The sequence below is a fragment of the Pseudarthrobacter sp. P1 genome, from assembly GCF_050156935.1.
In the GTDB taxonomy this organism is placed as follows: Bacteria; Actinomycetota; Actinomycetes; order Actinomycetales; family Micrococcaceae; genus Specibacter.
The window spans coordinates 3136845-3162506 of sequence record NZ_CP189584.1 but is presented as its reverse complement, the minus strand read 5'-3'; the positions used below and the strand labels follow the sequence as shown (position 1 = coordinate 3162506).

General features: G+C 68.6%; 22 protein-coding genes and 1 pseudogene. 8 read left to right on the top strand and 15 right to left on the bottom strand.

Annotated elements, in window-relative coordinates:
- Window positions 1–153: 153 nt before the first annotated feature.
- The 6 genes from ACQCSX_RS14935 to ACQCSX_RS14910 all read left to right on the top strand — a co-directional run bounded on the left by ACQCSX_RS14935 (window position 154) and on the right by ACQCSX_RS14910 (window position 6769).
- Entirely contained in the window at window positions 154–1710 is a 1557-nt protein-coding gene (locus tag ACQCSX_RS14935; protein WP_427016064.1) for a fumarylacetoacetate hydrolase family protein, read from the top strand.
- Window positions 1707–2393: a GntR family transcriptional regulator gene (locus tag ACQCSX_RS14930; RefSeq protein ID WP_427016063.1), complete on the top strand. Its 687-nt coding sequence runs from the start codon at window positions 1707–1709 to the stop codon at window positions 2391–2393. The genes ACQCSX_RS14935 and ACQCSX_RS14930 overlap by 4 nt, the downstream gene beginning before the upstream one ends.
- Window positions 2394–2441: 48 nt before the next feature.
- Window positions 2442–3947 (top strand): 5-carboxymethyl-2-hydroxymuconate semialdehyde dehydrogenase, encoded by a 1506-nt coding sequence (hpaE, locus tag ACQCSX_RS14925; protein ID WP_427016062.1) that lies wholly within the window; start codon window positions 2442–2444, stop codon window positions 3945–3947.
- Between the two features lie 32 nt (window positions 3948–3979).
- Window positions 3980–5053: a 3,4-dihydroxyphenylacetate 2,3-dioxygenase gene (gene hpaD, locus ACQCSX_RS14920; RefSeq protein WP_427016061.1), complete on the top strand. Its 1074-nt coding sequence runs from the start codon at window positions 3980–3982 to the stop codon at window positions 5051–5053.
- Between the two features lie 130 nt (window positions 5054–5183).
- The gene (hpaH, locus tag ACQCSX_RS14915) at window positions 5184–5969 is read left to right on the top strand and encodes a 2-oxo-hept-4-ene-1,7-dioate hydratase (RefSeq protein WP_427016060.1); all 786 of its coding nucleotides are present in this window, start codon (window positions 5184–5186) and stop codon (window positions 5967–5969) included.
- A complete protein-coding gene (locus tag ACQCSX_RS14910; RefSeq protein ID WP_427016059.1) occupies window positions 5954–6769 on the top strand; it encodes an aldolase/citrate lyase family protein in 816 nt (271 codons plus the stop codon). Before hpaH ends, ACQCSX_RS14910 begins: the two co-directional genes overlap by 16 nt.
- Here the strand turns inward: ACQCSX_RS14910 and ACQCSX_RS14905 are convergent.
- The 6 genes and pseudogenes from ACQCSX_RS14905 to ACQCSX_RS14880 form a co-directional block, all read right to left on the bottom strand.
- On the bottom strand, window positions 6766–7515 hold the full coding sequence (locus tag ACQCSX_RS14905) for a VOC family protein (RefSeq protein WP_427016058.1): 750 nt from the start codon (window positions 7513–7515) through the stop codon (window positions 6766–6768). The two genes, ACQCSX_RS14910 and ACQCSX_RS14905, sit on opposite strands and share 4 nt — an antisense overlap.
- A gap of 47 nt (window positions 7516–7562) precedes the next feature.
- Complete coding sequence (locus tag ACQCSX_RS14900) at window positions 7563–8672, bottom strand: glycerate kinase (protein WP_427016057.1); 1110 nt, start codon at window positions 8670–8672, stop codon at window positions 7563–7565.
- Window positions 8673–8696: 24 nt separating this feature from the next.
- Window positions 8697–9464 carry a glycerophosphodiester phosphodiesterase gene (locus ACQCSX_RS14895; RefSeq protein WP_427016056.1) on the bottom strand — a complete coding sequence of 256 codons (768 nt, stop codon included), beginning with the start codon at window positions 9462–9464 and terminating at the stop codon, window positions 8697–8699.
- A 74-nt stretch (window positions 9465–9538) separates the two neighbouring features.
- Window positions 9539–10719 (bottom strand): annotated as a pseudogene (locus tag ACQCSX_RS14890) (extracellular solute-binding protein).
- 49 nt (window positions 10720–10768) lie between these two features.
- Entirely contained in the window at window positions 10769–11707 is a 939-nt protein-coding gene (locus ACQCSX_RS14885) for a carbohydrate ABC transporter permease (protein ID WP_427016055.1), read from the bottom strand.
- 9 nt (window positions 11708–11716) lie between these two features.
- Window positions 11717–12580, bottom strand: coding sequence for a carbohydrate ABC transporter permease (locus ACQCSX_RS14880; protein WP_427019064.1), 864 nt, complete (start codon window positions 12578–12580; stop codon window positions 11717–11719).
- A gap of 250 nt (window positions 12581–12830) precedes the next feature.
- Between ACQCSX_RS14880 and ACQCSX_RS14875 the strand changes: the two genes are divergently transcribed.
- The gene (locus tag ACQCSX_RS14875; protein WP_427016054.1) at window positions 12831–14033 is read left to right on the top strand and encodes a Gfo/Idh/MocA family protein; all 1203 of its coding nucleotides are present in this window, start codon (window positions 12831–12833) and stop codon (window positions 14031–14033) included.
- 14 nt (window positions 14034–14047) lie between these two features.
- A complete protein-coding gene (locus tag ACQCSX_RS14870; RefSeq protein WP_427016053.1) occupies window positions 14048–15085 on the top strand; it encodes a LacI family DNA-binding transcriptional regulator in 1038 nt (345 codons plus the stop codon).
- Between the two features lie 282 nt (window positions 15086–15367).
- Here the strand turns inward: ACQCSX_RS14870 and ACQCSX_RS14865 are convergent, their stop codons facing one another.
- The 9 genes from ACQCSX_RS14865 to ACQCSX_RS14825 form a co-directional block, all read right to left on the bottom strand.
- Window positions 15368–16180 (bottom strand): HAD family hydrolase, encoded by an 813-nt coding sequence (locus ACQCSX_RS14865; RefSeq protein WP_427016052.1) that lies wholly within the window; start codon window positions 16178–16180, stop codon window positions 15368–15370.
- 109 nt (window positions 16181–16289) lie between these two features.
- On the bottom strand, window positions 16290–17024 hold the full coding sequence (locus ACQCSX_RS14860; RefSeq protein WP_427016051.1) for a copper homeostasis protein CutC: 735 nt from the start codon (window positions 17022–17024) through the stop codon (window positions 16290–16292).
- Window positions 17025–17034: 10 nt separating this feature from the next.
- The gene (locus ACQCSX_RS14855; RefSeq protein ID WP_427016050.1) at window positions 17035–18639 is read right to left on the bottom strand and encodes a M81 family metallopeptidase; all 1605 of its coding nucleotides are present in this window, start codon (window positions 18637–18639) and stop codon (window positions 17035–17037) included.
- On the bottom strand, window positions 18636–20156 hold the full coding sequence (locus ACQCSX_RS14850; RefSeq protein WP_427016049.1) for a sulfatase family protein: 1521 nt from the start codon (window positions 20154–20156) through the stop codon (window positions 18636–18638). The genes ACQCSX_RS14855 and ACQCSX_RS14850 overlap by 4 nt, the downstream gene beginning before the upstream one ends.
- Window positions 20157–21047 carry an ROK family protein gene (locus ACQCSX_RS14845; protein ID WP_427016048.1) on the bottom strand — a complete coding sequence of 297 codons (891 nt, stop codon included), beginning with the start codon at window positions 21045–21047 and terminating at the stop codon, window positions 20157–20159.
- Window positions 21044–22399: an alpha-L-fucosidase gene (locus ACQCSX_RS14840; RefSeq protein ID WP_427016047.1), complete on the bottom strand. Its 1356-nt coding sequence runs from the start codon at window positions 22397–22399 to the stop codon at window positions 21044–21046. The genes ACQCSX_RS14845 and ACQCSX_RS14840 overlap by 4 nt, the downstream gene beginning before the upstream one ends.
- 32 nt (window positions 22400–22431) lie before the next feature.
- Window positions 22432–23328 carry a carbohydrate ABC transporter permease gene (locus ACQCSX_RS14835; RefSeq protein ID WP_427016046.1) on the bottom strand — a complete coding sequence of 299 codons (897 nt, stop codon included), beginning with the start codon at window positions 23326–23328 and terminating at the stop codon, window positions 22432–22434.
- Complete coding sequence (locus ACQCSX_RS14830) at window positions 23318–24253, bottom strand: carbohydrate ABC transporter permease (RefSeq protein ID WP_427016045.1); 936 nt, start codon at window positions 24251–24253, stop codon at window positions 23318–23320. The genes ACQCSX_RS14835 and ACQCSX_RS14830 overlap by 11 nt, the downstream gene beginning before the upstream one ends.
- 48 nt (window positions 24254–24301) lie before the next feature.
- Window positions 24302–25597 carry an ABC transporter substrate-binding protein gene (locus ACQCSX_RS14825; RefSeq protein ID WP_427016044.1) on the bottom strand — a complete coding sequence of 432 codons (1296 nt, stop codon included), beginning with the start codon at window positions 25595–25597 and terminating at the stop codon, window positions 24302–24304.
- Window positions 25598–25662 lie beyond the last annotated feature (65 nt).

The following is a 25662-nucleotide window of genomic DNA, read 5'->3' as shown; positions in this document are numbered from 1 at the left end:
CGCCCGCAGTTGAAATGGACGTTCTTTCGGTTTCGGAGCGTTTCAAACGAAAAGAACGTCCATCTCAACGGACTTGAAGGGGCCGCTTGACAGCCCGTGCTTCAGCTCACATACTGATCGTATACGATTTCGTACGTGATTCAGGAGAGACGCATGCAACAGGTTGATGAAGGCACCATCGGTGCCGCCGGCAAGGTCCTGGCCGTCCATGTGGCCTACCGGAGCCGGGCCGACCAGCGCGGCCGCACGCCCGCCCTGCCCTCCTACTTCCTCAAGCCCTCCTCCTCCCTGAGCCTGAGCGGCGGCACGGTGGAACGGCCGGCCGGCTGCGAGCTGCTGGCCTTCGAGGGCGAGGTGGCCCTGGTGATCGGCACCGCCGCCCGCCAGGTCAGCCCCGAGGACGCCTGGGCCCATGTGGGCTTCGTGACCGCCAGCAACGATCTGGGCGTCTACGACCTCAAGTACGCGGACAAGGGCTCCAACGTCCGCTCCAAGGGCGGCGACGGCTTCACCCCGCTGGGCCCGGCCCTGATCCCCGCCGCCCAGGTGGCCCCGGACGCCCTGCGCGTGCGGACCTGGATCAACGGCGCGCTGGTCCAGGAAGACACCACCGGGGGGCTGATCTTCCCGTTCGCCCAGATCATTGCGGACCTGTCCCAGCTGATGACCCTTGAGCCCGGCGATGTCATCCTCACCGGCACCCCGGCCGGATCCTCGGTGGCCGTCCCCGGCGACGTCGTCGAGGTCGAGGTGGATTCGCCGGCCGCGGGCCTGTCCACCGGGCGGCTGCGGACCACCGTCACGCAGGGCACCATCGAGATGGCGGAGTTCGGCAACGTCCCCCGCTCCACCGAGGCCGACGTCGTGGACGCCTACGGTTCCGCGGACGTTGCACGCGCCGCAGGTGCCCTGAACAACGGCGCCCTGGACGCCGCTGAGCCGCAGGCACCGTGGCTGGCCGCCGACGGCACCCTGGACCCTGCCCTGAAGGCCAAGCTGGCCGGCGTCGCCACCGCCACGCTGAGCGCCCAGCTGCGCAAGCGCGGCCTGGACAACGTCAGCATCGACGGCCTGCAGTCCACCCGTCCGGACCGCTCCGTGGTGGGCCTGGCCCGCACCCTGCGCTATGTACCCAACCGCGAGGACCTCTTCAAGACCCACGGCGGCGGCTTCAACGCCCAAAAGCGCGCCATCGACTCGCTGAACGAGGGCGAGATCCTGGTAATGGAGGCCCGCGGCGAAAAGGGCACCGGCACCGTGGGCGACATCCTCGCCCTGCGCGCCCAGGTCAAGGGTGCGGCGGCGATCATCACCGACGGCGGCGTCCGCGACCTCACCGCCGTCGCCCGCCTGGAGATGCCCACCTACTTCGCCAACGCCCACCCCGCCGTGCTGGGCCGGCGCCACATCCCCTGGGATGTGGACCTGACCATCGCCTGCGGCGGCGCCACCGTCCAGCCCGGGGACATCATCGTGGCCGACGCCGACGGCATCTTGGTTCTTCCGCCGGCCATGGCGGACGAGCTCGCCAACGATTCCATCGCCCAGGAGCACGAGGAAACGTATATCGCGCAGATGGTGGCCGCCGGGCACAGCGTGGACGGGCTCTACCCGATGAACGCCGCCTGGGCCGAGAAGTACAGGGAGTGGGCCACCACCCACCCGCTGCCCGACTACGCAAACGACTCTGCGGAAGAAGCCCGGCCATGAGCGTCCAAGGCGCCGCCAGCAAGTCCGAGCAGGCCTACGCGGCCATCAAGGACAAGATCCTCAACGGGGACTACTCCCCCGGCTACCGCCTGGTGCTGGCCAAATTGGCCGATGACCTGGGCTTCAGCGTGGTGCCGGTCCGCGAGGCCATCCGCCGGCTGGAGGCCGAAAGCTTTGTCACCTTCGAGCGCAATGTGGGCGCCACCGTGGCGGGCATCGACCCTACCGAGTACCTGTACACCATGCAGACCTTGAGCATTGTGGAGGGTGCCGCGACGGCGCTGTCTGCCCCGTTGATCGGCGCGGCCGACATCGCGCGGGCCCGGGCCATCAACACCCGGATGCGCGAATGCCTGGTGGACTTCGACCCCGTCCGGTTCACCGAACTCAACGCGGCGTTCCACAGCGTGCTCTTCGAAAGCTGCCCCAACCCGCACATCCTGGACCTGGTGCACCGCGGCTGGAACCGGCTCAAGGCCTTGCGCTCCTCCACCTTCTCCTATGTGCCCGGCCGGGCCAGGGAGTCGGTGGCCGAACACGAGGCGCTGCTGGTGCTGCTGGAAAACCACGCCCCCGCCGAGACGATAGAACGCGCGGCCCGCGCCCATCGCGCCGCCACGCTGGACGCCTATCTGGCGCATAGCCGCCACGACGCCCCGGCCTCCCTGTCCGGACTCAACTAGACACCTTCTTCCCTACCCCTTCCGCTTTCGATGCAAAGGACTTCTTCCATGGCTGAGCATTACATTCCCGAAAACCTCCCCACCCGGATCCAGCACTACATCAACGGCGAGTTTGTCGATTCCGTCAGTGGCAGGACCTTCGACGTGCTGGACCCGGTCTCCAACACCAACTACGCCACCGCCGCCGCCGGCCAGAAAGAGGACATCGACCTCGCCGTCGCCGCCGCCCGCGAAGCGTTCACCAACGGCCCCTGGCCGCGGATGAAGCCGCGCGAACGCGCCCGGGTGCTGAACCGGATCGCCGACGCCGTCGAGGCCCAGGAGGCGCGGCTGGCAGAACTGGAAACCTTCGATTCCGGCCTGCCGATCACCCAGGCCCGCGGCCAGGCGCTGCGCGCGGCGGAGAACTTCCGCTTCTTCGCGGACCTGATCGTGGCCCAGTTCGACGACGCCATGAAGGTCCCCGGCGCCCAGATCAATTACGTCAACCGCAAGCCGATCGGCGTCGCCGGTCTGATCACACCGTGGAACACCCCGTTCATGCTGGAGTCCTGGAAGCTGGCCCCGGCGCTGGCCACCGGCAACACGGTGGTGCTCAAGCCCGCCGAGTTCACCCCGCTCTCCGCCTCCCTCTGGGCCACCATCTTCAAGGAGGCCGGCCTGCCCGACGGCGTCTTCAACCTGGTCAACGGCCTGGGCGAGGAGGCCGGCGACGCCCTCGTCAAGCACCCCGACGTGCCGCTGATCTCCTTCACCGGCGAAACCACCACGGGGCAGACCATCTTCCGCAATGCCGCCGCCCACCTCAAGGGCCTGTCCATGGAGCTCGGCGGCAAGAGCCCCTGCGTGGTCTTCGCCGACGCCGATGTGGACGCCGCCATCGATTCGGCCCTGTTCGGGGTGTTCTCGCTCAACGGCGAACGCTGCACCGCCGGCTCCCGGATCCTGGTGGAGCGCGGCATCTACGACGACTTCTGCGAGAAGTACGCCGCCCGGGCGAAGAACATCATTGTCGGCGATCCGCACGATCCGGCCACCGAGGTGGGTGCGCTGGTCCACCCGGAGCACTACGACAAGGTGATGTCCTACGTGGAGATCGGCAAGAGCGAGGGCCGGCTGCTGGCCGGCGGCGGGCGCCCGGAGGGGCTGGAGACCGGCAACTATGTCGCCCCCACCGTGTTTGCCGATGTGAAGCCCGACGCGCGGATCTTCCAGGAGGAGATCTTCGGCCCCGTCGTCGCTATCACCCCCTTCGACTCGGACGAGGAGGCCCTCGCCCTGGCCAACGGCGTCAAGTACGGCCTGGCCGCCTACATCTGGACCCAGGACCTGACCCGGGCGCACACCTTCGCCCAGGACGTGGAGGCCGGCATGGTGTGGCTTAACAGCCACAACGTCCGCGACCTGCGCACGCCCTTCGGCGGCGTCAAGGCCTCCGGCCTGGGCCACGAGGGCGGCTACCGCTCCATTGATTTCTACACCGACCAGCAGGCCGTCCACATCACCCTGGGCACCGTGCACACCCCCAAATTCGGCGCCTCCGCCACCCACTAGGCATCACTTCAACGTTGAAGGAGAACCCCACCATGACCAACTTCCTCCCCACCCCCACCGTTCCGGCACCGGACATCGTCCGCTGCGCCTACATGGACCTGGTGGTCACAGACCTGGCCAAATCCCGCGAGTTCTACGTGGACGTGCTGGGCCTGCACGTCACCGAAGAGGATGAGAACGCCATCTACCTGCGCTCCCTGGAGGAGTTCATCCACCACAACCTGGTGCTGCGCAAGGGCCCCATTGCCGCCGTCGCCGCCTTCGCCTACCGGGTAAAGTCCCCCGCCGAGGTGGACGCCGCCGAGGCCTACTACCAGGAACTGGGCTGCCGCACCGAGCGCCGCAAGGGTGGATTCAGCAAGGGCATTGGCGACACCGTCCGGGTGGAGGACCCGCTGGGCTTCCCCTACGAGTTCTTCTACGAGACCGAGCACGTGGAGCGCCTGACCCGCCGCTACGACCTCTACAACGCCGGCGAGCTGGTCCGCCTGGACCACTTCAACCAGGTCACCCCCGACGTTCCCAAGGGCCGCGCCTACCTGGAGGACCTGGGCTTCCGCGTCTCGGAGGACATCAAGGACTCCGACGGCGTCACCTACGCCGCCTGGATGCACCGCAAGCAGACGGTGCACGACACCGCGCTGACCGGCGGCGACGGCCCGCGCATGCACCACGTCGCCTTTGCCACGCACGAGAAGCACAACATCATCCAGATCTGCGACAAGATGGGCGCCCTGCGCATCTCGGACCGGATCGAGCGCGGCCCGGGCCGGCACGGGGTCTCCAACGCCTTCTACCTCTACATCCTGGACCCGGATGGCCACCGCATCGAGATCTACACACAGGACTACTACACCGGCGACCCGGACAACCCCACCGTCACCTGGGACGTGCACGACAACCAGCGCCGCGACTGGTGGGGCAACCCGGTGGTGCCGAGCTGGTACACCGAGGCCTCCCTGGTGCTGGACCTGGACGGCAACCCGCAGCCGGTGGTGGCGCGCACGGATTCCTCCGAGATGGCTGTCACCGTGGGCGCCGATGGTTTCTCCTACACCCGGGAGCCGGGCGAGGAGCGCGGCTTCAAGGTCGGCAACCAGCTCTAGCACTCGCCAAGGGCGGGGGAGGGTGCGAGGCATTTTGGCCCGCGGGAGTGGCTTCGGGCACCCGCGAAGCGGGCGGCGGGCAAAATGCCTCGCACACCCTCTGCAGCTCACTCGACACAGGAGGACAACGATGCTTGACCAGAAGACCATTGAAAGCATTGCGGATGAGCTGGTGGAGGCGGGTCGGAGCCGGACGCCGGTGAAGCGGCTGACGGCGCGGTATCCCCAGATGACGGTGGAGGATTCCTACCGCGTGCAGAACCTCTGGCGGCAGCGCTGCGAGGCGGCCGGGCGCAGGCTGGCCGGGCGGAAGATCGGCCTGACGTCCAAGGCGATGCAGTACGCCACGGGCATCAGCGAGCCGGACTACGGGATCATCTTCGACGACATGGTCCTGGAAAACGGCGCCACGGTGCAGTGGAGCCAGTACACCCACCCGCGGATCGAGGTGGAGCTGGCGTTCCTGCTCAAGGAGGACATCGCCGGCCCCAACGCCACGCTGTTCGATGTCCTGCGCGCCACAGAATACGTCACCCCGGCGCTGGAGATCCTGGATTCGCGGATCGAGATGGAGGGCCGCACCATTGTGGACACCATCTCCGACAACGCCGCGATGGGAGCAATGGTGGTCGGCGGGAATCCGGTCCGGCCGCAGGACATCGACCTGCGCTGGGTGTCGGCCATCCTCTACAAGAACCAGACGGTGGAGGAAACCGGCGTCGCCGCCGGCGTGCTGAACCACCCCGCCGCGGGCGTGCACTGGCTGGCCAACAAGATCGCCCCGCACGGGGACATCCTCAAGTCCGGCGAGATCATCCTCGCAGGCTCCTTCACCCGCCCCATGTGGGTCAATCCCGGGGATACGGTGTTTGCCGACTACGGAAAGCTGGGCACCATCACATGCCGTTTCGAGTAGAGCCGGATCCGTCCTTCAAGGACGCCCTGGCCGCGGCGGACCGTCCGCTGGCCGGCATGTGGGTCTGTTCCGCCAGCCCGCTGGTGGCCGAGATCTGCGCCGGTGCCGGGCTGGACTGGCTGCTGATCGACGCCGAGCACAGCCCCAACGGGCTCGAATCCATCCTGGCCCAGCTGCAGGCCGTCCGCGGGTACCCGGCCACCGCCGTCGTCCGTCCTCCGGTGAACGACGCCGTGTTGATCAAGCAGTATCTGGACCTGGGCGTGCAGTCGCTGCTGATCCCCATGGTCCACACGGCGTCCGATGCCGCTGCCGCCGTGGCCGCGGCGCACTACCCGCCGCTGGGGGTCCGCGGCGTGGGCTCGGCCCTGGCGCGGTCCGCCCGCTGGAACCGCATCCCGGACTACCTGGCGCGGGCCTCGGAGACCGTCACCGTGATGGTTCAGATCGAATCGGTGGAAGCCGTGGCGAACGCCGCGGCCATCGCCGGCACGGCGGGCATCGACGCCGTCTTCGTCGGCCCCTCGGACCTGGCCGCCTCGATGGGGCTGCTCGGCCAGCAGGACCACCCCGATGTCGTCGCCGCCGTCGAGCGGACCATCCTTGCGGTCAAGGCCGCCGGCAAGCCGGTGGGGGTCAATGCCTTCGCCGAGGCCACGGCGCGCCGCTATCTCGAGGCCGGCGCCGATTTCCTGCTGGTGGGGGCCGACGTCGCGCTCCTGGCCCGGGGCAGCGAAGCCTTGGCCGCCACCTACATCCCCGAATCTTCCACCCGACGCGGCACGCCCGCCAGCTACTAGCGCTCGAGCAGTTCGATCCGGGCGCCGTCGGGGTCGGCGAGGAATGCGTTCCGGCCGTGGCCGGATGGTGGCTCCGCGGCCGGCACGCTGGGCCGCACGCCCCGTTCGGCGAGCGTCGCTAGTGCCCGGTCGACGTCGTCGACGCGAAGCCCAAAGTGCCCAAAGACCTCGGACTCCTCCGCCGAGGTCCGCAGGCTGAGGACGTCGGCGCCGATGCTGTAAAAGGACCCATCCGCCGTCGACGTGTCCACAAGCTGGGTCATGCCAATGGTCTGGGTGAAGAACGCATGGGCTTCCCCAAGGTCATCCACCCGGTACGCATAGTGGTCAAACCCCGCGACGAGGCCCGTCCCGGCATCGGGGACGCGGAAATCGACGTCCCGTTCCAGGAGTTCCAACCGGGCACCATCGGGACGCCGCAGGAACGCCAGCGTCCCGTTTCCGGTTCCGGCCTTCTTCGGGGCTTGGTCCTCCGAGCAGCCGGCCCTGACTAGGCGCTCGTAGTCGCCTTCCAGGTCCTCCGTCATGAACGCCAGATGGTCGATGCCAAACCTGGTCCCCTCGCTGGGGCCGGGAACGAAAATGAGTTCGATCATGCCGCCGGCGAGCTGGAGGTAGACGATCCGGACCTGTGGACCTTCCATGGTGTGGTCGAAGACGATCTTGGCGTCCAACTTCTGGTAGAAGTCCAGGGACGCTTCGATGTCTTCGACCAGGATGCCAAAGTGGTTGAGTTCGTAGATCATGCGCCTGCTCCTTCTTGTTGTGCAGCGGAGCCACGCCTCAACGCGGGTCAGATGCCGTTGAGGGCCTCGGACGTGGCCAGGGTGACGTACTTGGCGGCCTCGGCCATGGCGGCCTCCGGCGAGCGCGCGACGTCGGCGGCGCTGACGGCGGACACCACGCCGTGGGCAGCCAGTTCCGCCACGGTGACGGCAATGCGGCCGGCGACGACGACGACGGGCAGCCCGCGGGCATGCGCGGCGTCGGCCACGCCAATGGGCGCCTTGCCGGAGAGCGACTGGGAGTCCATCGAGCCCTCGCCGGTGATCACCAGGTCCGCCTCCTCCAGCGCGCCGGCCAGACCCGTCAGCTCCGCCACCAGGTCAAAGCCGCGCTCGATTTTGGCGTTGGCGTAGGCCAGGAACAGTGCGGGGAAGCCGCCGGCCGCACCGGCGCCGGGGACGTCGATGTCCACGCCGGTAGCGGCCGCCACCACGGTGGCCAACTGCTTCAGGCCGGCATCGAGGCGCTCCACATCGGCCGGAGTGGCTCCCTTCTGCGGCCCAAACACATACGCCGCCCCATTGTGGCCGTGCAGCGGATTGTCCACGTCCACGGCCAGCCGGATGGCGGCATTGGCCAGCCGCGGGTCCAGCTCGGAAGCGTCGATGGAGACAACGTCCGCCAGCGATCCCCCGCCCAGCGGCACCAAGTTTCCGGCCGCGTCCAGCAGCTTCAGGCCCAGCGCGCGCAGGGCGCCGGTTCCCCCGTCGGTCATCGCCGAGCCGCCCAGGCCCACCATGATCTCGGTGGCGCCGGCGTTCAGCGCGGCCTGGATGAGCTGGCCGGAGCCGTAGGAATGCGCCCGCAGGGAGTTCTCGCTGCTGGGTTCGGCCAGCAGGTAGCCGCTGGCCTGCGCGGTCTCCACCACCGCCGTGGTGCCCTTGATGGCCCAGGCCGCGCCCACCGGCTTCAGGATGGGGCCGACGACGGCATTGACCCGCTCCTCAAAGCCCGAGGCGACGGCCGCCTCCAGGGTGCCCTCGCCGCCGTCGGCCACGGGAAAGGACGTCACCACGGCCTCGGGGTAGACGCGCAGCGCGCCCTCGGCCATGGCCGCAGCCGCCTCGGCCGCCGTCAACGTGCCTTTGAACTTGTCCGGAGCAATCAGAATTCGCATGGTTCCATCCTGCCAGCTCGGGCCTCAGGACCAGTAGCCGCGCTCGCGCATGACGGCGGCCAGCAGGTCCCCCCGGTCCGTCATGATGCCGTCCACCCCCAGGTCGAAGAGGGCGTGCATCCGGGCCGGATCGTCAATGGTCCAGACATGCACCTTCAGGCCCAGCCGGTGCGCCCGGGCCAGCAGCCGCGGTGTCGCCAGCTTCAGCCAGCGGACGCGGACGGGGATCTGCAGCAGATCGGTGCCGCGCAGGAACGGGCGCAGCAGCGGCCCCGGCAGCCAGCCGAGCAGCACGAAGGCGGCCATGGTGCCCACGCCTGCCGAGCTTGCCGTCCGCCGGCTCAGCCGGCGCAGCACGGCGCGGCGGCGCTTGTCGGAGAAGGACGCCACGCAGACGCGGTCGTGCAGCCCCAGCTCCTCGATGGCGGCGGCCAGCGTCGCCACGGATCCGGCGTCCTTGACGTCCAGGTTGAAGCGCAGGTCCGGAAACGCGGTGACCACGGCGGCCAGCGTCGGAATGGGTTCGGTGCCGCCAATCCGGGCTTGGGCGACGACGGCGGCGGGCAGGTCCGCAATCCGGCCGCGGCCGGTGCTCACCCGGTCAAGGGTCTCGTCGTGGAAGACGACGGCGACGCCGTCGGCGGTGGTGTGGACATCGGTTTCGACATGGGTAAAGCCCAGCGCCGCCGCGGCGGCGAAGGCCGGCAACGAGTTCTCCAGCCCCTCCCGCGAAAACCCGCGGTGGGCAAAGGCCAGCGGCACCGGGGAATCAAGGTACGGCAGGGTCGTCATGGGATCCACGCTACCGGGCGCCGCCGCTCCGGATGTGGAACGGTGGCACCCGGACTGGCGAGGGGTGGAACAGGCTACTTCGCGAAGAGCGCGTTGACCTGGTTGTTGGCGTCCGTCAGCGAGCTGGCGGGGGCCTTGCCGGAGAGCACGGCATCCATGGCCGGCTTCATGATGGCATCCACCTTGGCGGCGTTCTCGGCAATCGGGAAGAGGAACGTGGTGCCGTCCTTGACCTGCGCGGTGAAGGCGCTGACATCGACACCCTTGGCGGCAAAGGCCTTGGCGGCGATGTCCGAGGACGTGCTGATGGCGGCGACGACGTCCTGGCACTTGGCGGAGGCCAGGTACTCAACCCACTTGGTGGCTCCGGCCGGGTTCTTGGTGCCGGCCCAGATGGAATCGGCCAGTCCGTTGAACATGGACGCACGCTTGCCGTCGGGACCGGTGGGGGTCGGGGCCAGGCCCAGGCTGACGCCCTTGTAGCCGGAGTACTGGCCAATCAGCCAGTCGCCGGAGGTGTTGATGGCGGCCTTCCCGGCGCCGAAGTTGTCGGCCACGCTGGCTCCGATGGTGGTTTCCAGCTTGGGCATGTATCCCTTGTCGGCCAGCCCGGCCCACCAGGCGATGGCCTGCTGGAACTTGGGGTCGTCGTAGTTGAATTTGGTGCCCCACGGGTTCTTGTCCGTGGCGGTCCAGCCGGTGGTGGCCGTCAGGAAGCTCCACTCGGTCTGGCCCTGGCCGGAGCCGCTGCCTGCGAGCCCCAGCCCGAAGACGGCGACGTTGTTCTTGTCGAAGCCGGCCTCGTCGCCGCGGATGCCGTTCTTGTCCACGGTCAGGTGGGCGATGGCCTTCTCATAGCTGCCGCCGTCGGTCGGGTTCCAGGTCAGCCCCTTCATCTGCTCGGCGCTGATGCCGGCGACGTCGGTCATGGCCGTGTTGTAGAACAGGCCCACCATGTCCCAGTCCTTGGGCAGGCCGTAGCGCTTGCCGTCCTGGCCGTGCCGGCGACAAAGCCGTTGGTCAGCGTGGACCAGTAGTCGTCCCAGCCGCGCTGGGTGATCTTGACGGTCAGGTCTGGGTTGGCCTTGTGGAAATCGTCGGCGCACTGCTGGTAGGCGGGCAGCTGGTTGGCGTCCCAGAGCCAGTAGCTGACATCGCCCTTGGCCTCGGCGCTGGCGGTGGAGCCGCCACCGCAGGCGGACAGGGACAGGGCTGCAACCGCGAGGGTTGCGGCGATGGCGAGTTTCTTCTTCATGGGGGACCTTTCGAGCGAGCATCCGTCAATGGATGCCGGGAGGGTGGGGTTATTTGATGCCTGAGAAGCCGATGGAATTGACAACCTTCTTGCCGAAGGCGATGAAGAGGACCAGGATGGGCAGCGCGGCGATCAGCGTGGCCGCCATGAGGCCGCTCCAGTCGGGCGCACCCTGCGGGGATTGGGACTTGAAGACGCCCAGGCCGACGGTAAGGACGCGGACGCTGTCGTCCTGGCCCACCAACAGCGGCCAGAAGTAGTCGTTCCAGGCGGCGATGAAGGTCAGCAGGCACAGGGTGGCGATCGGGCCGACGGCGTTTGGCAGCGCGATCTGGAAGAAGATGCGCACATGCTTGGCGCCGTCGAGCATCGCCGCCTCCTCGATCTCCCGGGACATGCCCAGGAAGAACTGCCGCAGGAAGAAGATGGCGAAGGGTGTCATCAGCATGGACGGCAGGGCGATGCCCAGGAAGGTGTTGAGCAGGCCCATGTTCTTGATCAGCAGGAAGTTGGGCAGTGCGGTGAAGATCGGCGGCACCAGCAAGGTGCCCAGGAAGAGCAGGAAGACCTTGTCGCGGCCCGGCCAGCGGAGCCGGGAGAAGGCGTAGGCCGCCAGGGCGCTGAAGAAGACCTGGGAGACCGTGATCAGCGTCGAGACGATGGCCGAGTTGCGCAGGTAGAGCCAAAAGTTGATGGCCGCACCGGAACCGCCCTCCGCGAGTGCCTCCTCGGGGCTTTGCAGGCCGAGCACCCGCTTGAAGGCGCCCCAGCTGAAGTCGGCGGGCAGCAGGTTGCCGGCGTTGGCCGCCAACGAATGGTTGCTGGAGACCGCCGTCCGCAGCATCCACAGGAACGGAACGACCGTGACCAGGATGGCCACCGCCAATGCCGCCCAGGAGCCGAGCTTGGCCCAATCCAGCGGCGGGCGCACCGCGGGCTTGCGCCGGGCCAGCTTGGGCCCGGAGGTGCGTGTCTGTGTCGTGGTCATGGGACTTTCCTAATCAAGATCCGACTCGTTGCCGCGCAGGAACTTCATCTGCAGGAAGGCCACGATGCCGAGGATTGCGAACAGGATCACCGAGAGGGCGGAGGCATAGCCGAAGTCCTGCTCCGTAAAGGCCTTTTGGTAGATGTACATCTGGATCACGCGGGAGGCATTGATGGGCCCGCCGCCGGTGGTGACGGCGACGGTGTCGAAAATCTGGAAGGATCCGATCACGGTGACCACCAGCACGAGCACCAGCACCGGGCGCAGCAACGGCATGGTGATCCGCCAGAAGGTTTTCCACGGACCGGCGCCGTCCCGCGAGGCGACCTCGTACACGTTCTTGGGGATGGCCTGCAGCCCGGCTAAGAGCAGCAGCGCGGTGTAGCCCATGTGCCGCCACACATTGATGAAGGCGATGGTGGGGATGGCCCAGGTCTCGGAGCCAAAGAAGGCCACCCGCGGCAGGCCGACCCAGGACAGGACCTGGTTGACGATGCCCATCTGGTAGTCAAGCATCCAGAACCACAGCAGCGCCACGATGACGTTGGCCACCAGATAGGGCATGAGCAGCACGCCCCGGACGAGGGTGGATTTGGGCACCCGGTGCATCAGCACGGCCAAGCCGAGGGCGATGACGGTCTGGAAGACGATGTTGAGCACCACGTATTCGCCCGTGACGCCCATCGCGTTCCAGAACAGCTTGTCGGTGAAAATGGTGGCGTAGTTCTTGATGCCGATCCAGAGGGGATCGCCCAGCAGGGAGTAGTTGGTGAAACTGAGGTAGATGCCCCGGACGGTGGGGACGAGGTAGAACGCGATGAAGCCGACAAGCGCCGGCGCGATGAAGAGCAGGGCGATTTTGGCATCCCCCATGCGGCGCTTCTTCGGGCCAACGACGCCGGTGGTGTCCCGTGGTCGTGCGGGGGTCTCGATGGTGGTCGTCATGATGCAGCTAACAACTAGACGATGAATCTACACGAGTAACTTTTCCTTCACAAGGGTTAAATCCTTGCTTCAAGGGCTTTTCAAATTTCCAACATCAAAGCATTGACTCGTGTAGATGCCGGTGCCAGACTGCTTGGACGCCAACCGCACCGGTTGGCGCACGTACGAAAGGTCCACCATGAGCATTTCCCTCGGCATTGTCGGAGCCGGCCAGTTCGCCGGCCAGTTCGCAAAACTCTTCAAGCTGCACCCCGGGGTGGGCAGCGTCGTCGTGACGGACGTCCTCCCCGAACGGGCACAGGAACTCAATGACCGCCTGTCGCTGGCAGGCACCGTGGAGAGTTTTGACGCGATGCTGGCCTCCGACGTCGACGCCGTCGCCATCTTCACCCAGCGCTGGACGCACGGGCCGCTGGTGCTCAAGGCACTGCGGGCCGGCAAGCACGTCTACTCGGCGGTGCCGATGGCGGTGTCCGAGGAGGAGATCGCGGCCATCATCGAGGCCGTGCGGGAAACCAAACTCACGTACATGATGGGCGAGACCAGCTACTACAACCCCGCCACCGTTTACGCCCGCAAGCAGAACGCCGAGGGGTCCTTCGGCCGGGTCTTCTACGCCGAGGGCGACTACGTCCACGACATGGACCTGGGCTTCTACGAGGCCTACCAGTACAGCGGCGGGGAGGACTGGAAGAGCACCGCCAGCTACCCGCCCATGCTCTACCCCACGCACTCCGTGGGCGGGGTGCTCGGCGCCATCGACGCCCACGCCGTGAGCGTAAGCTGCATCGGTGTCAAGGACCAGCGCGGCGACGGGGTCTTCGACAAGGACGTCAGCGCCTTCAACAACGATTTCTCCAACGCCACGGCGCTCTTTGAGCTCAACGACGGCGGCGCCATGCGGATCAATGAAATGCGACGCGTCGGCTACCCCTCGCACATCCGGGAGTCGCGCTTCCGCTACTTCGGCACCGACGCCAGCTTCGAGCAGCTGGCCGAGGTCAGCGTGTGGCAGGACAAGGAATCCGTCACCGACGTCTCCGACCAGCTGGCCACCCATGCCACCATGAGCGCCGATGATCCCTCCTTGGCCCACGTTGCCCCCGCCTTGCGGGATGCGTTCATGTCCGGCCACGCCCAGGTCCACGACGTCGCACGGCTGCCGGGCGAATTTGCCGGCGCCCCCAATGGACACGAGGGCAGCCACCACTTCCTGGTGGACGATTTCGTCACGGCGGCCAGCACCGGCACGCTGCCGGCGGTCAACGCCTGGGTGGCCGCGCGGTTCACGCTGCCGGGCATCGTGGCCCACGCCTCCGCCCTTAACGGCGGCGAGCGCCTGGCCATCCGCGACTTTGGCGCCGCACCCGGGGAAGTGTAGCTAGCATTTACTCCATGACAGAGTCAGCAGTGCAGCCCCCGCGCAGCGTGGTTACCCGCAAGGATGTGGCCCGGTACGCGGGGGTCAGCACCGCCGTCGTCAGTTATGTGGTCAATCACGGGCCCAAGCGCGTGGCACCGGCCACCGAGGCCCGGGTGCGCGAGGCCGTGCGCGTGCTCGGCTACCGGCCCAACGCCGCCGCCCGGGCACTCAAACTGGGCTCCAGCGAGACCATCGGCCTGGTCATCCCTGACAACAGCAACCCCTTCTTCTCCCTGCTGGCCTACGCGGTGGAGGACGCCGCCGCGGAACTGGGCTACGCCCTGCTGCTCACCAACTCGGACGGCAACGTGGCCAAGGAACGCCGCAACATCCGCAACCTGGCCGCCCGCCAGGTGGACGGCGTCGTGCTGACCAGCGTCCTCTTCAATCCCGACCTGGCAGACCTGCAGGCCGCGGCGATCCCCTCCGTTCTGCTCAACCACGCCGGCGAGGCACCCGGCTTCAACAGCATCGGCGTCGACCTCGTCGCCGGGGCCAGGCTGGGGGTGGAGCACCTGATCAGCCACGGCCACACCAGCATTGCCCTGGCCATGGGCTCCAATGTGTCCAACGACGTCGACGGGCGCGAGCAGGGCTGGCTGCAGGCCCTGGCCGCCGCCGGCCTGCCCGAAGGCCCCATCGTCCGCGGGAACTTCACCCGCGACGGCGGCTATGCTGCGGGCCAGCGGCTCCTGGCTGCGGCCAACCGCCCCACCGCCATCTTTGCCAGTTCCGACATGCAGGCCATCGGCATCCTCCGGGCCTTCCACGAGGCCGGCGTTTCCGTCCCGGGCGACATCGCCATTACCTCGTTCGACGGTGCGACGGAGGCCGAATACACCTGGCCCGCCCTGACCACCGTGGAACAGCCCGTCCGGGCCATGGCCGCCGCGGCCGTCGCCGCCCTGGTCGGGAGGGACCAGAGCCAGCCGCCGGACCATCAAATCTTTCCCACCGCACTGCGGATCCGCCAGTCCTGCGGCTGCGACCCCATCGGGACGGTGAAGTAGTCCGCCGGCCCTCGCTGGTCGAGCCCGTCGAAACCCCCGCGGCGCTCGCTGGTCGAGCGAGGGGCCCACTGCCGCGAGGGGCCCGCAGCGAGCTTGCGAGCTGTGGGAGCGGCTGGGGACCGAGACCACCCGCGGACGACGACGGCGGCCTGGGACACACCCGGCCCACCGGATTTCGGCTCCGCAAGCTCCGCTCAATCACCGATGTTCTCTGGTCGAGCCTGTTGAGACCCCGCGTAGCCGCTGGTTTCGACAAGCTCAACCAGCGAAATCCTGCGGCCGCTAGGCGTGGTTGAGTCCGGCCAGCAGCGTCTCGATCACCTGGGCCACGCCGTCGTCGTCAAAGTGCGGTGCCTGCAGATCGGTGGCGGAGATGGCCGAGGCATGGCCGGAGGCCATCGCGTAGCCGGAGCCGGCCCAGCGCAGCATTTCAATGTCATTGGGCATGTCGCCAAAGGCGACGACATCCGCGGCGTCGATGCCCCGCGAGGCGGCGTATTCTGCCAATGTCACGGCCTTGTTCACGCCCCGTGGACCCATCTCCAGCAACGCCATGTTCGGGGCCGAGTGCGTCACCGACAGCAGCCCGTCCAGGTCATCGCGGACAGCGGCCAGGAACTCATCGGCGGTGCCGGCGCGGACGACGGCCAGGAACTTCACCATCCCGGTGCCGTCCTTGACGGTGTCCTCCAGCGGGGCCGGCTCGATGCCCTGCAGTGCGGGCGCCGTTCCCGGTTCCAGGAAGCCCGGCTCCAGGTGGAAGCCGTCCAGGCTTTCGGCGGCAAACCGGGCCTCCGGCACGCGCGAGAGGATGATCTTGCGGGCACTGGCTACGGTTTCCCAGGGCAGAAGGTGCGAGGACACCACGGTGTCGGTGGCGAGATCGTAGACCACCGCACCGTTGGAGCAGATCACGGTGCCGGTGTGGCCCATCTGCCGGCGCAGCGGCTCAAGCCAGCGCGGCGGACGGCCGGTGACGAAGACGATCTCCACTCCGGCCCGCGCGGCGGCGGCGAAGGCGGCCACCGTGCGGGGGCTGATGGTCCCGTCGTGGCCGAGAATGGTCCCGTCGATGTCACTGGCAATAAGGCGCATACCCAAGGCTATCGCGTGGGGGTCCCGACCACTGGACCCGGCCACGCGGGGGTCTCGACAAGCCCGACCACCGGGGCAAGCTCGACCAGCGGTTCGGTGGCTGGGCCTGTCAGCGCGCCGGGATGGACTCCCCCAGGGCCGCGCGGGCGCCGGCCACCAGGGCCGGGTCCGTGGCATCCAGCTCCTGGGCGCCGCCGCCCGGACCGGCGGGGAACAGGTCCAGGAAGGTCGTGCGGGCCGAGAGGTGCACGGCATCCACGCCTGCGGCCGCCAGCGCCGCAATGTCCTGCAGCCGGACGCCGCCGCCGGCCATGACCTGCACGCCCTCGGGCGCCTGCCGGACCATGGCGGCCAGGGTGTCCAGCCCCTCGATGCTGCGCACGGCCGCACCGGAGGTGAGCACGCGGCAGACCCCCGTCCCCGCCAGCCGGGCCAGCTCGGCCAGCGGGTCGACCGCGGCGTCCAGGGCCCGGTGGAACGTGACGGGCAATCCGCCGGCCGCCGCGGTGAAGCGGGCCAAGGCGGCCAGGTCGATGCGGCCGTCGGCGGTGAGCGCGCCCACCACCACGCCGCCCACGCCGGTGCCGCGCAACGCGCCAATGTCCGCGCACATGGTGCGCACGTCCTCGTCCGAGTACACGTAGCCGCCGCCGCGGTTGCGCACCAGCACGTGGACAAAACCGGGCACCCCGGCCGCGGCCTCCACGGCCAGCTGCACGGTGCCCATCGAGGGCGTCAGCCCGCCGGTCCGCAGCGCTGTGCACAGCTCCACGCGGCTGGCCCCGCCGTCGAGCGCAATGCGCACGCCCGCGGCGTCCTGGACGGCAATCTCCAAATCAGTCATCGCCAGCCCCTCAGCGCCGGTGCACGACGGCGGCCAGGGCCGGCTGCGCGTCCGTGTCGGCGAAGGGGAAAACACCCTCGGCCAGGTGCGAATGGCCCAGCCGCAGCAGGTCCTGGTCCACGCCGCCCGGGGTCAGCGCCAGCTTCCAGCCGACGGCGGCGTCGTAGAGCTCGGGTTCCAGGTAGCCGATCTTGACCACGATGATGTCGAACTCCGCCGGGTCCAGGCCCAGCTGGGCGAAGTCGGCAACGTGGTGGAACGGCTTGCGGCGCTCGGTCAGGATGGCGAAGACATTGCCCACCTGGACCACGGCCTGGGTGCCCGCCACCGGGTCCCCCTCGGTGATCGAGTAGACGGTGCCCCGCAGCCGGACCGGCCCGTGGGCGTTGGCGTCCACCCGGGCGCCGGCCTCGACGTCGATGTCCCCGCCCACCCCGGCGGCGGCGGCGGCGGCCACAGCGCCGGCGTCGAAGATGGAGGCGTGCACCACCCGGAACGGGCCCGCGGCCAGCTCCGCGCTGGCCACCAGCTGCGCCAGCGTCCAGGTGACATCGCCGGCACCGCCGGCGGTGGGGTTGTCGCCGGTGTCGGAAAGGAAGTAGGGGCGCGGTGCGGCCGGGTCCAGGGCCGCGGCCAGACCATCGGCCAGCGTGGCGGTCTCGGCCACGAAGCTGAAGTCGCGGCGCGCATCCCAGTACAGCCGGGCCAGCCGCTCGGCTTCGCGGACGATGAGCTCCTCGTCGTCGCCGGTTACCACCACATAGGCCTGGCAGCGCGGCTCGTCGGCCCAGGCATAGCCCACCCAAATGGCGGCGTCGACGACGCCGTCGAGTGCGGCCACGCCGGGCACCTCGTCGTAGATGCTCCGGGCCGGCTCGATGCGCGTGCTGGTCTTCTCGCCCGGCAACAGCACCGGGACGGGGACCCAGGCCTTGGCCGGCCGGCGGGCCACGACGTCGGCACCGGTGGCCGCGCGCAGCCGGGTCAGCAGGTTGAAGACCGCGCGTTCCTTGGTGTTCATGGCGTCCTCGTGCGGGGCCATCCGGTAGCAGGTGATCAGGTCCACCGCGCTGAGCAGCTCGAAGGAGACATTGCCGTGCAGGTCCATGGAGGTGGAGACCAGGACGTCATCACCCAGGGCCGCGCGGACGTGGCGGGCCAGATCGCCCTCGGCATCCACCATGCCCTGCACGCTCATGGCGCCGTGGATGTCCAGGTAGAAGGCGTCGAAGGGGCCCTCGCGGCGGATGCGCTCCACAATCTCGTCCCGGAATGCGGCGTAGAGGTCCGCGTCCACGGCACCGCCGGGCAGTGAGCGGGCGTGCATCAGCGGCACCCAATCGGCGGCCTTGCGCAGGTCCTTGCCGGCGTCCAGGAACGGGTAGTAGGCGGTGAGGACGGCGCCGCGGCGGACCGTGAAGGCCTCCGTGCCGCTCACATGCGGGGAGAAGGTGCTCGATTCAATGGAGATGCCGGCAATGCCGATCCGCGGCCGGTCCAGGCCGCCCGGCTGCAGCGGGGCCAGTGCCGGGCACCAGACCTCGGACTGCTCGGGGGCCAGCGGCGTGGTCGAAAGAGTGGTGGTCGAAAGCGACGTGTTCGAAGCAGAAATCATCGGGTTCCTCGTCTGAATCCAGTGCGTTGTTCAAAGGTGTCGATCATGGCGTGGGCGTCCGGGGCACGGTCCACCCAGAGGTTGGCCGTTTCCGCCGGGTCCGCGGCCAGGTCAAAGAACTGCCCGGGTCCGCGGCCGGCATCGTCCGGCTCCCCCTGCGGAGCGCTGAAGCCGCCCGAGCCCGTGCCGTAGATGGCCTTGGCCGCGCCGCTACGCAGCACCAGCGTGCCGTCAAAGGCCTGCTGCGCCAGCATCCGGCCGCCGTCCGCGTCCGGGGCGCCAGCGAGCAGCCCGGCGAAGGATTCCCCGTCGCCGAGGTGGTCCGGCGCGGCGCCGTGTTCGACGACGGCGGGACCGAGACTGTGTTCGGCGGCGGGGCCGGCGGCATCGTCCCCGGGTCCCGGGACCAACTCTGCCACGGTGGGCCGCAGGTCCAGCAGGCTGACCAGGGAGCCGCAGACCCCGGCGGCGGTGCCGGCACCGGCCACGATCAGCGGAACGCGGTGCCCCGCCTCCCAGGCGTCGGCCTTCTGCCCCCGCCACGGGCCGTTAGGCCGGTGCGCGGTGGCCGCGCCCCCGGTGCCGGGCATGCCGGCGTCGGCCATGTCCTCGGCGAACATGGTGGGCGCCCCGTTGTCGCTGGTGAACACCACCAGCGTCCGCTCCAGGTCCTCGCCCAGCGCCGCCACCAGCTGCCCCACCATCCAGTCCACCAGGACCACGGCGTCCCCGCGCGGCCCCGCCGTCGTGCTGCCCCGCACAAAGGCCGGCGGCACGCACGGGCGGTGCGGGGCGGCGGTGGCGATGTAGGCGAAGAACTCGTTGCCGGCCCGGCGCTGCTCGCCGATCCAGTCCACGGCCGCCGCCGTGACGGTGGTGTCGACGGCGTCGTCGCGCCAGCCCTCGGACGCCAGGCCGGGCCGCTGCGAGGAGACCAGGTCCGTCTTTTCCGCCAGCGGCGTGCCGACGGCGCGGTCCTGGTCCAGGAAGCAGTACGGCGGCATGTCCAGCGATCCGGCGATGCCAAAGAACCTGTCAAAGCCCAGCGCCGTGGGTCCGCCGGCAAACGGCACCGTGTAGTCGATGCCGCGGCCGTGGCCCTGCATATCGGAGGCGAATCCGTCCGCAAAGGCCTCGGGCACCGTGCCGTCCAGCCACGTCCAGCCCAGGCCCAGATGCCACTTGCCGAACGCCCCCGTGCTGTAGCCGCGCGATTTGAGGTCGCGGGCCAGCGTGGGCGCATCGGAGGCAATGATGGCCGGGTCCGCACCGCCGAGCACGCCGCTCTTGAGCGGGCTGCGCCACGGATACGCGCCGGTCAGCAGCGAGTAGCGGCTGGGCGTGCAGACGGCCGAGGAGGCGTGGGCGTCGGTGAACCGCATCCCGCGCCGGGCCAGTGCATCGATGTTGGGGGTGTCGATGGCGCTGGCACCCTGGCAGGACAGGTCGCCCCAGCCCAGGTCGTCGGCCAGGATGACGACGACGTTGGGCCGCCGGGCGGAACCGGTGGCATCCATCTAGGCCCCCGCCCGACCCGCGGCGGGAACCGGCAGCTCCGCGGCGGGCACGCCGCCGGCCAGCAGGTCCGCCGCGTAGGCCGCGGCGCCGATGAAGCCGGCGTCCGGGCCCAGCTGGGCCAGCCGCACCGGTGGCGTCTGCTCGCGGCCGCGCCCGGCCAGCAGCTCGGCCAGGCGCCGCTCGGTCGGGTCCGTCAGGGCCGCGCCGGCGGCGCTGACGCCGCCGCCGAGCAGGAACAGTTCAGGGTCAAGCAACATGGCCACCTGGCTGAGGCCGTAGCCCAGCCAGTGGCCCAGCTCCGCGAAGTCCTCGGCGCTGGCGGCCGGGTGTCCCAGCGCCGTGCCGCTGGCATAGCGGTCCAGGCAGCCGCGGCTGCCGCAGCCGCAGGGGCGCCCGTCCGGGACCACCGTCATGTGGCCCGCCTCGCCGGCCCAGCCGTGGGCGCCGGAGACAAGCTGCCCGTTGACCAGCAGACCCCCGCCGATGCCCGTGCCCACCGTCAGCATGGCCACATCGCGCACCCCGCGGGCAGCCCCGAAGCGGAATTCCGCCCACAGTGCGGCGTTGGCGTCGTTGAGGACCACCGCGCGCACATCGGCTCGCTCCTCGATCCAGTCCGCCAGCCGGGCGTCCTTCAGTTCAAGGTTGGCCGCATTGGCCACGCTGCGGTGGTCGGTGGAGACGTAGCCGGGGACGGCAACGCCCACCGTGGCTCCCCCGCCGCCGTCGGCGCCGAGGCGCCCCAGCAGCCAGGCCACCGCCGCGGCGATGTTCTCCCCGCCCGCCGGGGTGGGGAGCTGTTCGCGGGCCAGCACCGTGCCGTCCGCGTCCACCACGCCTGCGGCAATCTTGGTGCCCCCAATGTCAATGCCCACCAGCCGCTGGCTCATGCCGGATGCCCCGGGGCAATCTCTGCCCTGCCGGCGGCGTGCCGAATGGCGAACACGGCCACGGGCGAGTCCTTCAGCGCCTCCGGGACGGCAAAGCCCTCCGAAGCCGCGCCGGCGCCGAGCCAGCGCCCGCCGGTGGTGTCCACGGGTGCCGCCGGCAGCTCCGCCGCCGGGTCGAGCACCAGCAGGTAGGTGGCCGCCGGGCCGACGGTGAGCGCAAAGTGGTCCTGGGCGCCGTCGTCGAGCCCGCCCTCAAACGGGCGGGTGCCGTAGATGGCCTCGCCGTTGACGTCCATCCAGGCGCCCAGGCCCTCGAGCCTGTCGCGGTAGATGGCCGGGACGGTGCCGTCGGCGTTCAGGCCGATGTTCAGCAGCAGGTTGCCGTTGCGCGAGACCACGGAGACCAGGTGGCGGACCACCTCGGCGACGCTAAGCACATCGGCGTCGGTCTCCCGCCGGTTGACCCCGAAGGAGCGGCCCAGACCGCGGCAGGACTCCCAGTTCTTGCCCGAGAGCAAGCCGATGTCGCTGTATTCGCGCGTCAGGTAGCCGTGCGAGGGCACGCCCCAGCGGTCGTTGACGATGCCCTCCGGCACCGCCGCCAGGTACTCGCGGAAGAGTGCGGCGACGCCGAACTCCGCCGCCGACTTGCCGCCGTCGGGCCATTCAATGTCGTTCCACAGGATGTCGGGCGCAAACTTGGCCACCAGCTCGCTGGCCTGGTTGTAGGCGTAGCGGGCAAAGTCCTCGTCGTTGCGCCGCAGCCGGAAGACGTCGGGATCGGTGTCGATGGCGCGCAGATCGCTCACATGCCAGTCCAGCGCACCGGAGAAGTAGCAGCCGAACTTCAGCCCGGCGTCGCGGGTGGCCGTGGCAAACTCCGCCATCAGGTCGCGGCCCGGGCCGCGGCCGACGCTGTTGAACCCGGTGGTCTCGGTGCCCCACAGGCAGAAACCGTCGTGGTGCTTGGCGGTGGGCACCACGTAGCGGGCGCCGGCGCGGCGGAACAGCTCGACGCACCCGGCGGCGTCGAAGGACTCCGCGGTCCACAGCTCCGCCAGGTCCTCGTAGCTGGTGCCGGGGCCGAAGGTTTCGCGCTGGTAGGCCTCGGCGCTGCTGCCGGGGATGCGCACGGTGTTGCCGTACCACTCGGCGTACTTGTGGTCGCGGTAGGCGTCCTCCACCGGGGCGGGGGCATCGCCGGTCTCGGCAAACGCGGGCACGGAGTACAGGCCCCAGTGCACAAAGATGCCGAACTTGGCATCCTTGAGCCACTGCGGAAACGTCCAGTCCGGGTAGCTCGGAGCGTCCGCGCCAAAGTCGGGACCGACGCGGTCCTCAAAATAAAACATGTCCAGCCTTTGGGAGTTGAAGGGGTGGCGGGCTAGCGGCCGGCCAGGCCGACGGTTGCGATGCCCTTGACCAGGTGCTTCTGGAGGGCGGCCACCAGCAGCAGGGTGGGCAGGATGGCAATGACGGAGGCGGCCATGACCAGGTTCCAGGAGCTGCCGTGCTCGCCGAAGAAGGTCTGCAGGCCCAGCGAAACGTTGCCGAGCTCGTTGACGTCATTGACCACAATCAGGGGCCACAGGAAGCTGTTCCAGAACGTGATGAAGGTCCACACGGCCAGCACCGCCAGCGAGGGCTTGGCCAGCGGCAGGATGATCCGGCTGAACGTGCGCCACTGGCTGCAGCCGTCCATCCGGGAGGCCTCCACCAGTTCGTAGGGGATGTTCACGAAGAACTGGCGCAGCAGGAACGCGCCAAACGCACCGAACGCCCACGGCAGGATCAGGGCCTGCCAGGTGTTGATCCAGCCCAGCTTCTGCATGAGCAGGAACATGGGGATGACCAGCACCTCCTGCGGGATCATCATGGTGGCCAGGTACAGGAGCATGAACTTGTCCCGCCCGCGCCAGCGCAGGATGCCGAAGCTGTACGCGGCCAGGGCGGATACGGCCACCACAATCACCGTGCCGGCGACGGAGACCACCAGGCCGTTGACGATGAAGCGCAGGAACGGCGTGTAGTTGAAGACCTCGACAAAGTTCTGCCAGCGGAACTCCGCACCAAAGAGCGACGGCGGCTGGGCGAAGATCTCGCCGTTGGACTTGAAGGCGGAGAAGAAGGTGAAGATGATCGGGAAGAGGAAGAGCAGGACCACCGCGGCGATCAGCACCTCGCTGGCCAGCTTCAAAGGGCTCAAGCGCACCCGGGACCGCTTGGCGGCCCGGCGTGCGGGCGCGGCGGACGCCTTGGCAATTGTCTGGTTACTGGTCATAGTGGACCCATTTCTTTTGTCCCAGCCACTGGATCATCGTGACCACAAGGATCAAGGCAAAGAGGATGATGGCCGGTGCCGCGGCGGCACCGAGCTCGCCACCCTGGAAGGCCGTCTGGTAGACGTTCATGACCACCGTGACGGTGGAGGTGCCCGGGCCGCCGGCGGTGAGCACAAACGGTTCGGAGAACATCTGGAACGCCGAGATCATGGTGACCGTGGAGGCGAAGAAGATGGCCGGCGTCAGCAGCGGCAGCTTGATCCGCAGCAGCGAGGTGAGCCCGGCGGCGCCGTCGAGCATTGACGCATCCAGGACATCCTGGGGCAGCTGGTCGATGGCGGCCGAGAAGATCAGCATGTTGTAGCCGAAGCCCTGCCACAGGATCACGACGACGACGGCCAGCATGGCCGTGCTGCTGTCGCCGAGCAGGTTGGGCATGTGGATGCCGAACAGGGACTGCAGCGTCGAATCGAGGATGCCGTTGGGCTGGTAGATCAGCTTCCAGATCACGGCGGTGGCCACGGTGGGCGTCACCACCGGCAGGAAGAACAGCACGCGGTACAGCTTGGAGAACCGGCTGGTGGCAACCCAGAACGCCGTCGCAATGGTCAGCACCAGGTTCAGCGGCACCACGATGATGGTGAACAGCACCGTGTTCAGCAGCGCGGCCGGGAACTGGCTTCCCTCGGCAAACAGGCCGGCGTAGTTGTCCAGCCCGGCGAAGGTGACATCACCATATGTGGGCCAGTTGAAGAAACTCGTGGCAATCGCCAGGAGGGTGGGAAGAAGGATGAAGAGCGTCATCCCGACGGCGCTGGGGGTCAAAAACCCCAGCGCCGCACGGGAGTCCGTCTTCTTCTTCCGGTTTACTGTCACCGGTTCCGGGGCTTGGTGCCGGGTCGGTGAAGCAAGGGTGGCCGTCAAGGTAATGCCTTTCTCGTCGGGCTCAGGGGGCGGAAGAAGCAGCGGATGCTACTTGGCGCCGCTTTGCTGCACGTTCTTCAGCGCGTCGGCCGGGGAGGTCTTGGCCGTGAACGCCTGCTGGAACTGCTGGCCCATGAGCTTGGTGACCTTGTCCCAGTTGTCCGTGCTGATGAACGGCACGGCCTTCTCCGAGGAGGCCTTCACCACGGCGGCCACCTGGTCCGAGTAGCCCGGGTTGGTGGGGTCGATGTCGGTCTTCAGACCCTTGATGAAGGCGTCGTTGGCGGCCAGGCGGGCGGGCTGGTTGCCGGCGTTGGCGGAGGCCGCCTGCGAGGCGGCGTCGGTCAGCACGCCGATGGCCTTGGCGGCCTCATCCTTGTGCTTGCAGGTCTTGGAGATGCCGAAGCCGGAGTTGGCCGAGTAGGTGCCGCCGCCGTTGGGGCCCTGCGGCAGGGCCACGACGCCCACCTTGAAGGTGGTGGCATCGGTGACGTTGCTCTTGATGTTCCAGGTGCCATCCACCGCCATGGCCGTGTTGCCGGCGACGAACTGCTGCTCGCCCCAGGCCACGTCGGAGGAGCTGGCCGGAACGGAGCTGATCTTCTCGTCCGTCGCCAGGGAGGAGTACCAGCCGAAGGCGTCGGTGACCTTGGCGTCCGTCAGCTGCAGGGCGCCGTCGTCGGAGACCGGGCGGGCGCCGTTGTAGGCCAGCAGCTGGGAGTACATGTGCAGATCGGAGAAGGACTCGCCGAAGGCGGGCTTGCCCATGGAGGCCGAGACCTTCTTGCCGGCGGCGATGAACTCGTCGGTGGTCCAGCCGCTCTTGGGCTCCTCCACGCCGGCGGCCTTGAAGGCGTCCTTGTTGTAGTACATGACCATGGTGGAGAGGCCATAGGGCAGCGCGTACTGCTTGTCGGAGGCCTGCAGCGCCTTGAGCGCACCAGGGATCCACTCCTCGGACTTGAAGCCGGCGGTCTGGGCCAGCGCACCGTCCAGCGGCTCCAGTGCCTTGGCGAACGCCGGCAGGCGCAGGGACTGCATGCTCACGATGCACGGGGCCGTGCCGCCGGCCAGCTGGGACTGCAGCTTGGTGAAGTAATCGGCAAACGGTGCGGTGGTCAGGTTGACCTTGATGTTCGGGTACTTCTCGGTGACCTGGTCGGCCAGTGCCTTCCAGGTCTTATTGCCCTCATCACCCTGGGACCAGAAGGACCAATCGAGCGTGACATCGGAGCTGGCGGCGGCGCCGGAGGAACCGGAGGTGCTGGTGGAACCACATGCCGTGGCGCCAAACATCATGGCGGATCCGACGGCGATGGCAGCTAGCTTCGTTGCTAATTTCATTCTTCGTCCTTCTGGGTCTGTTGGAGGATGCAGGGGGCTGTACCTATAATTAATTCGGTACCAAA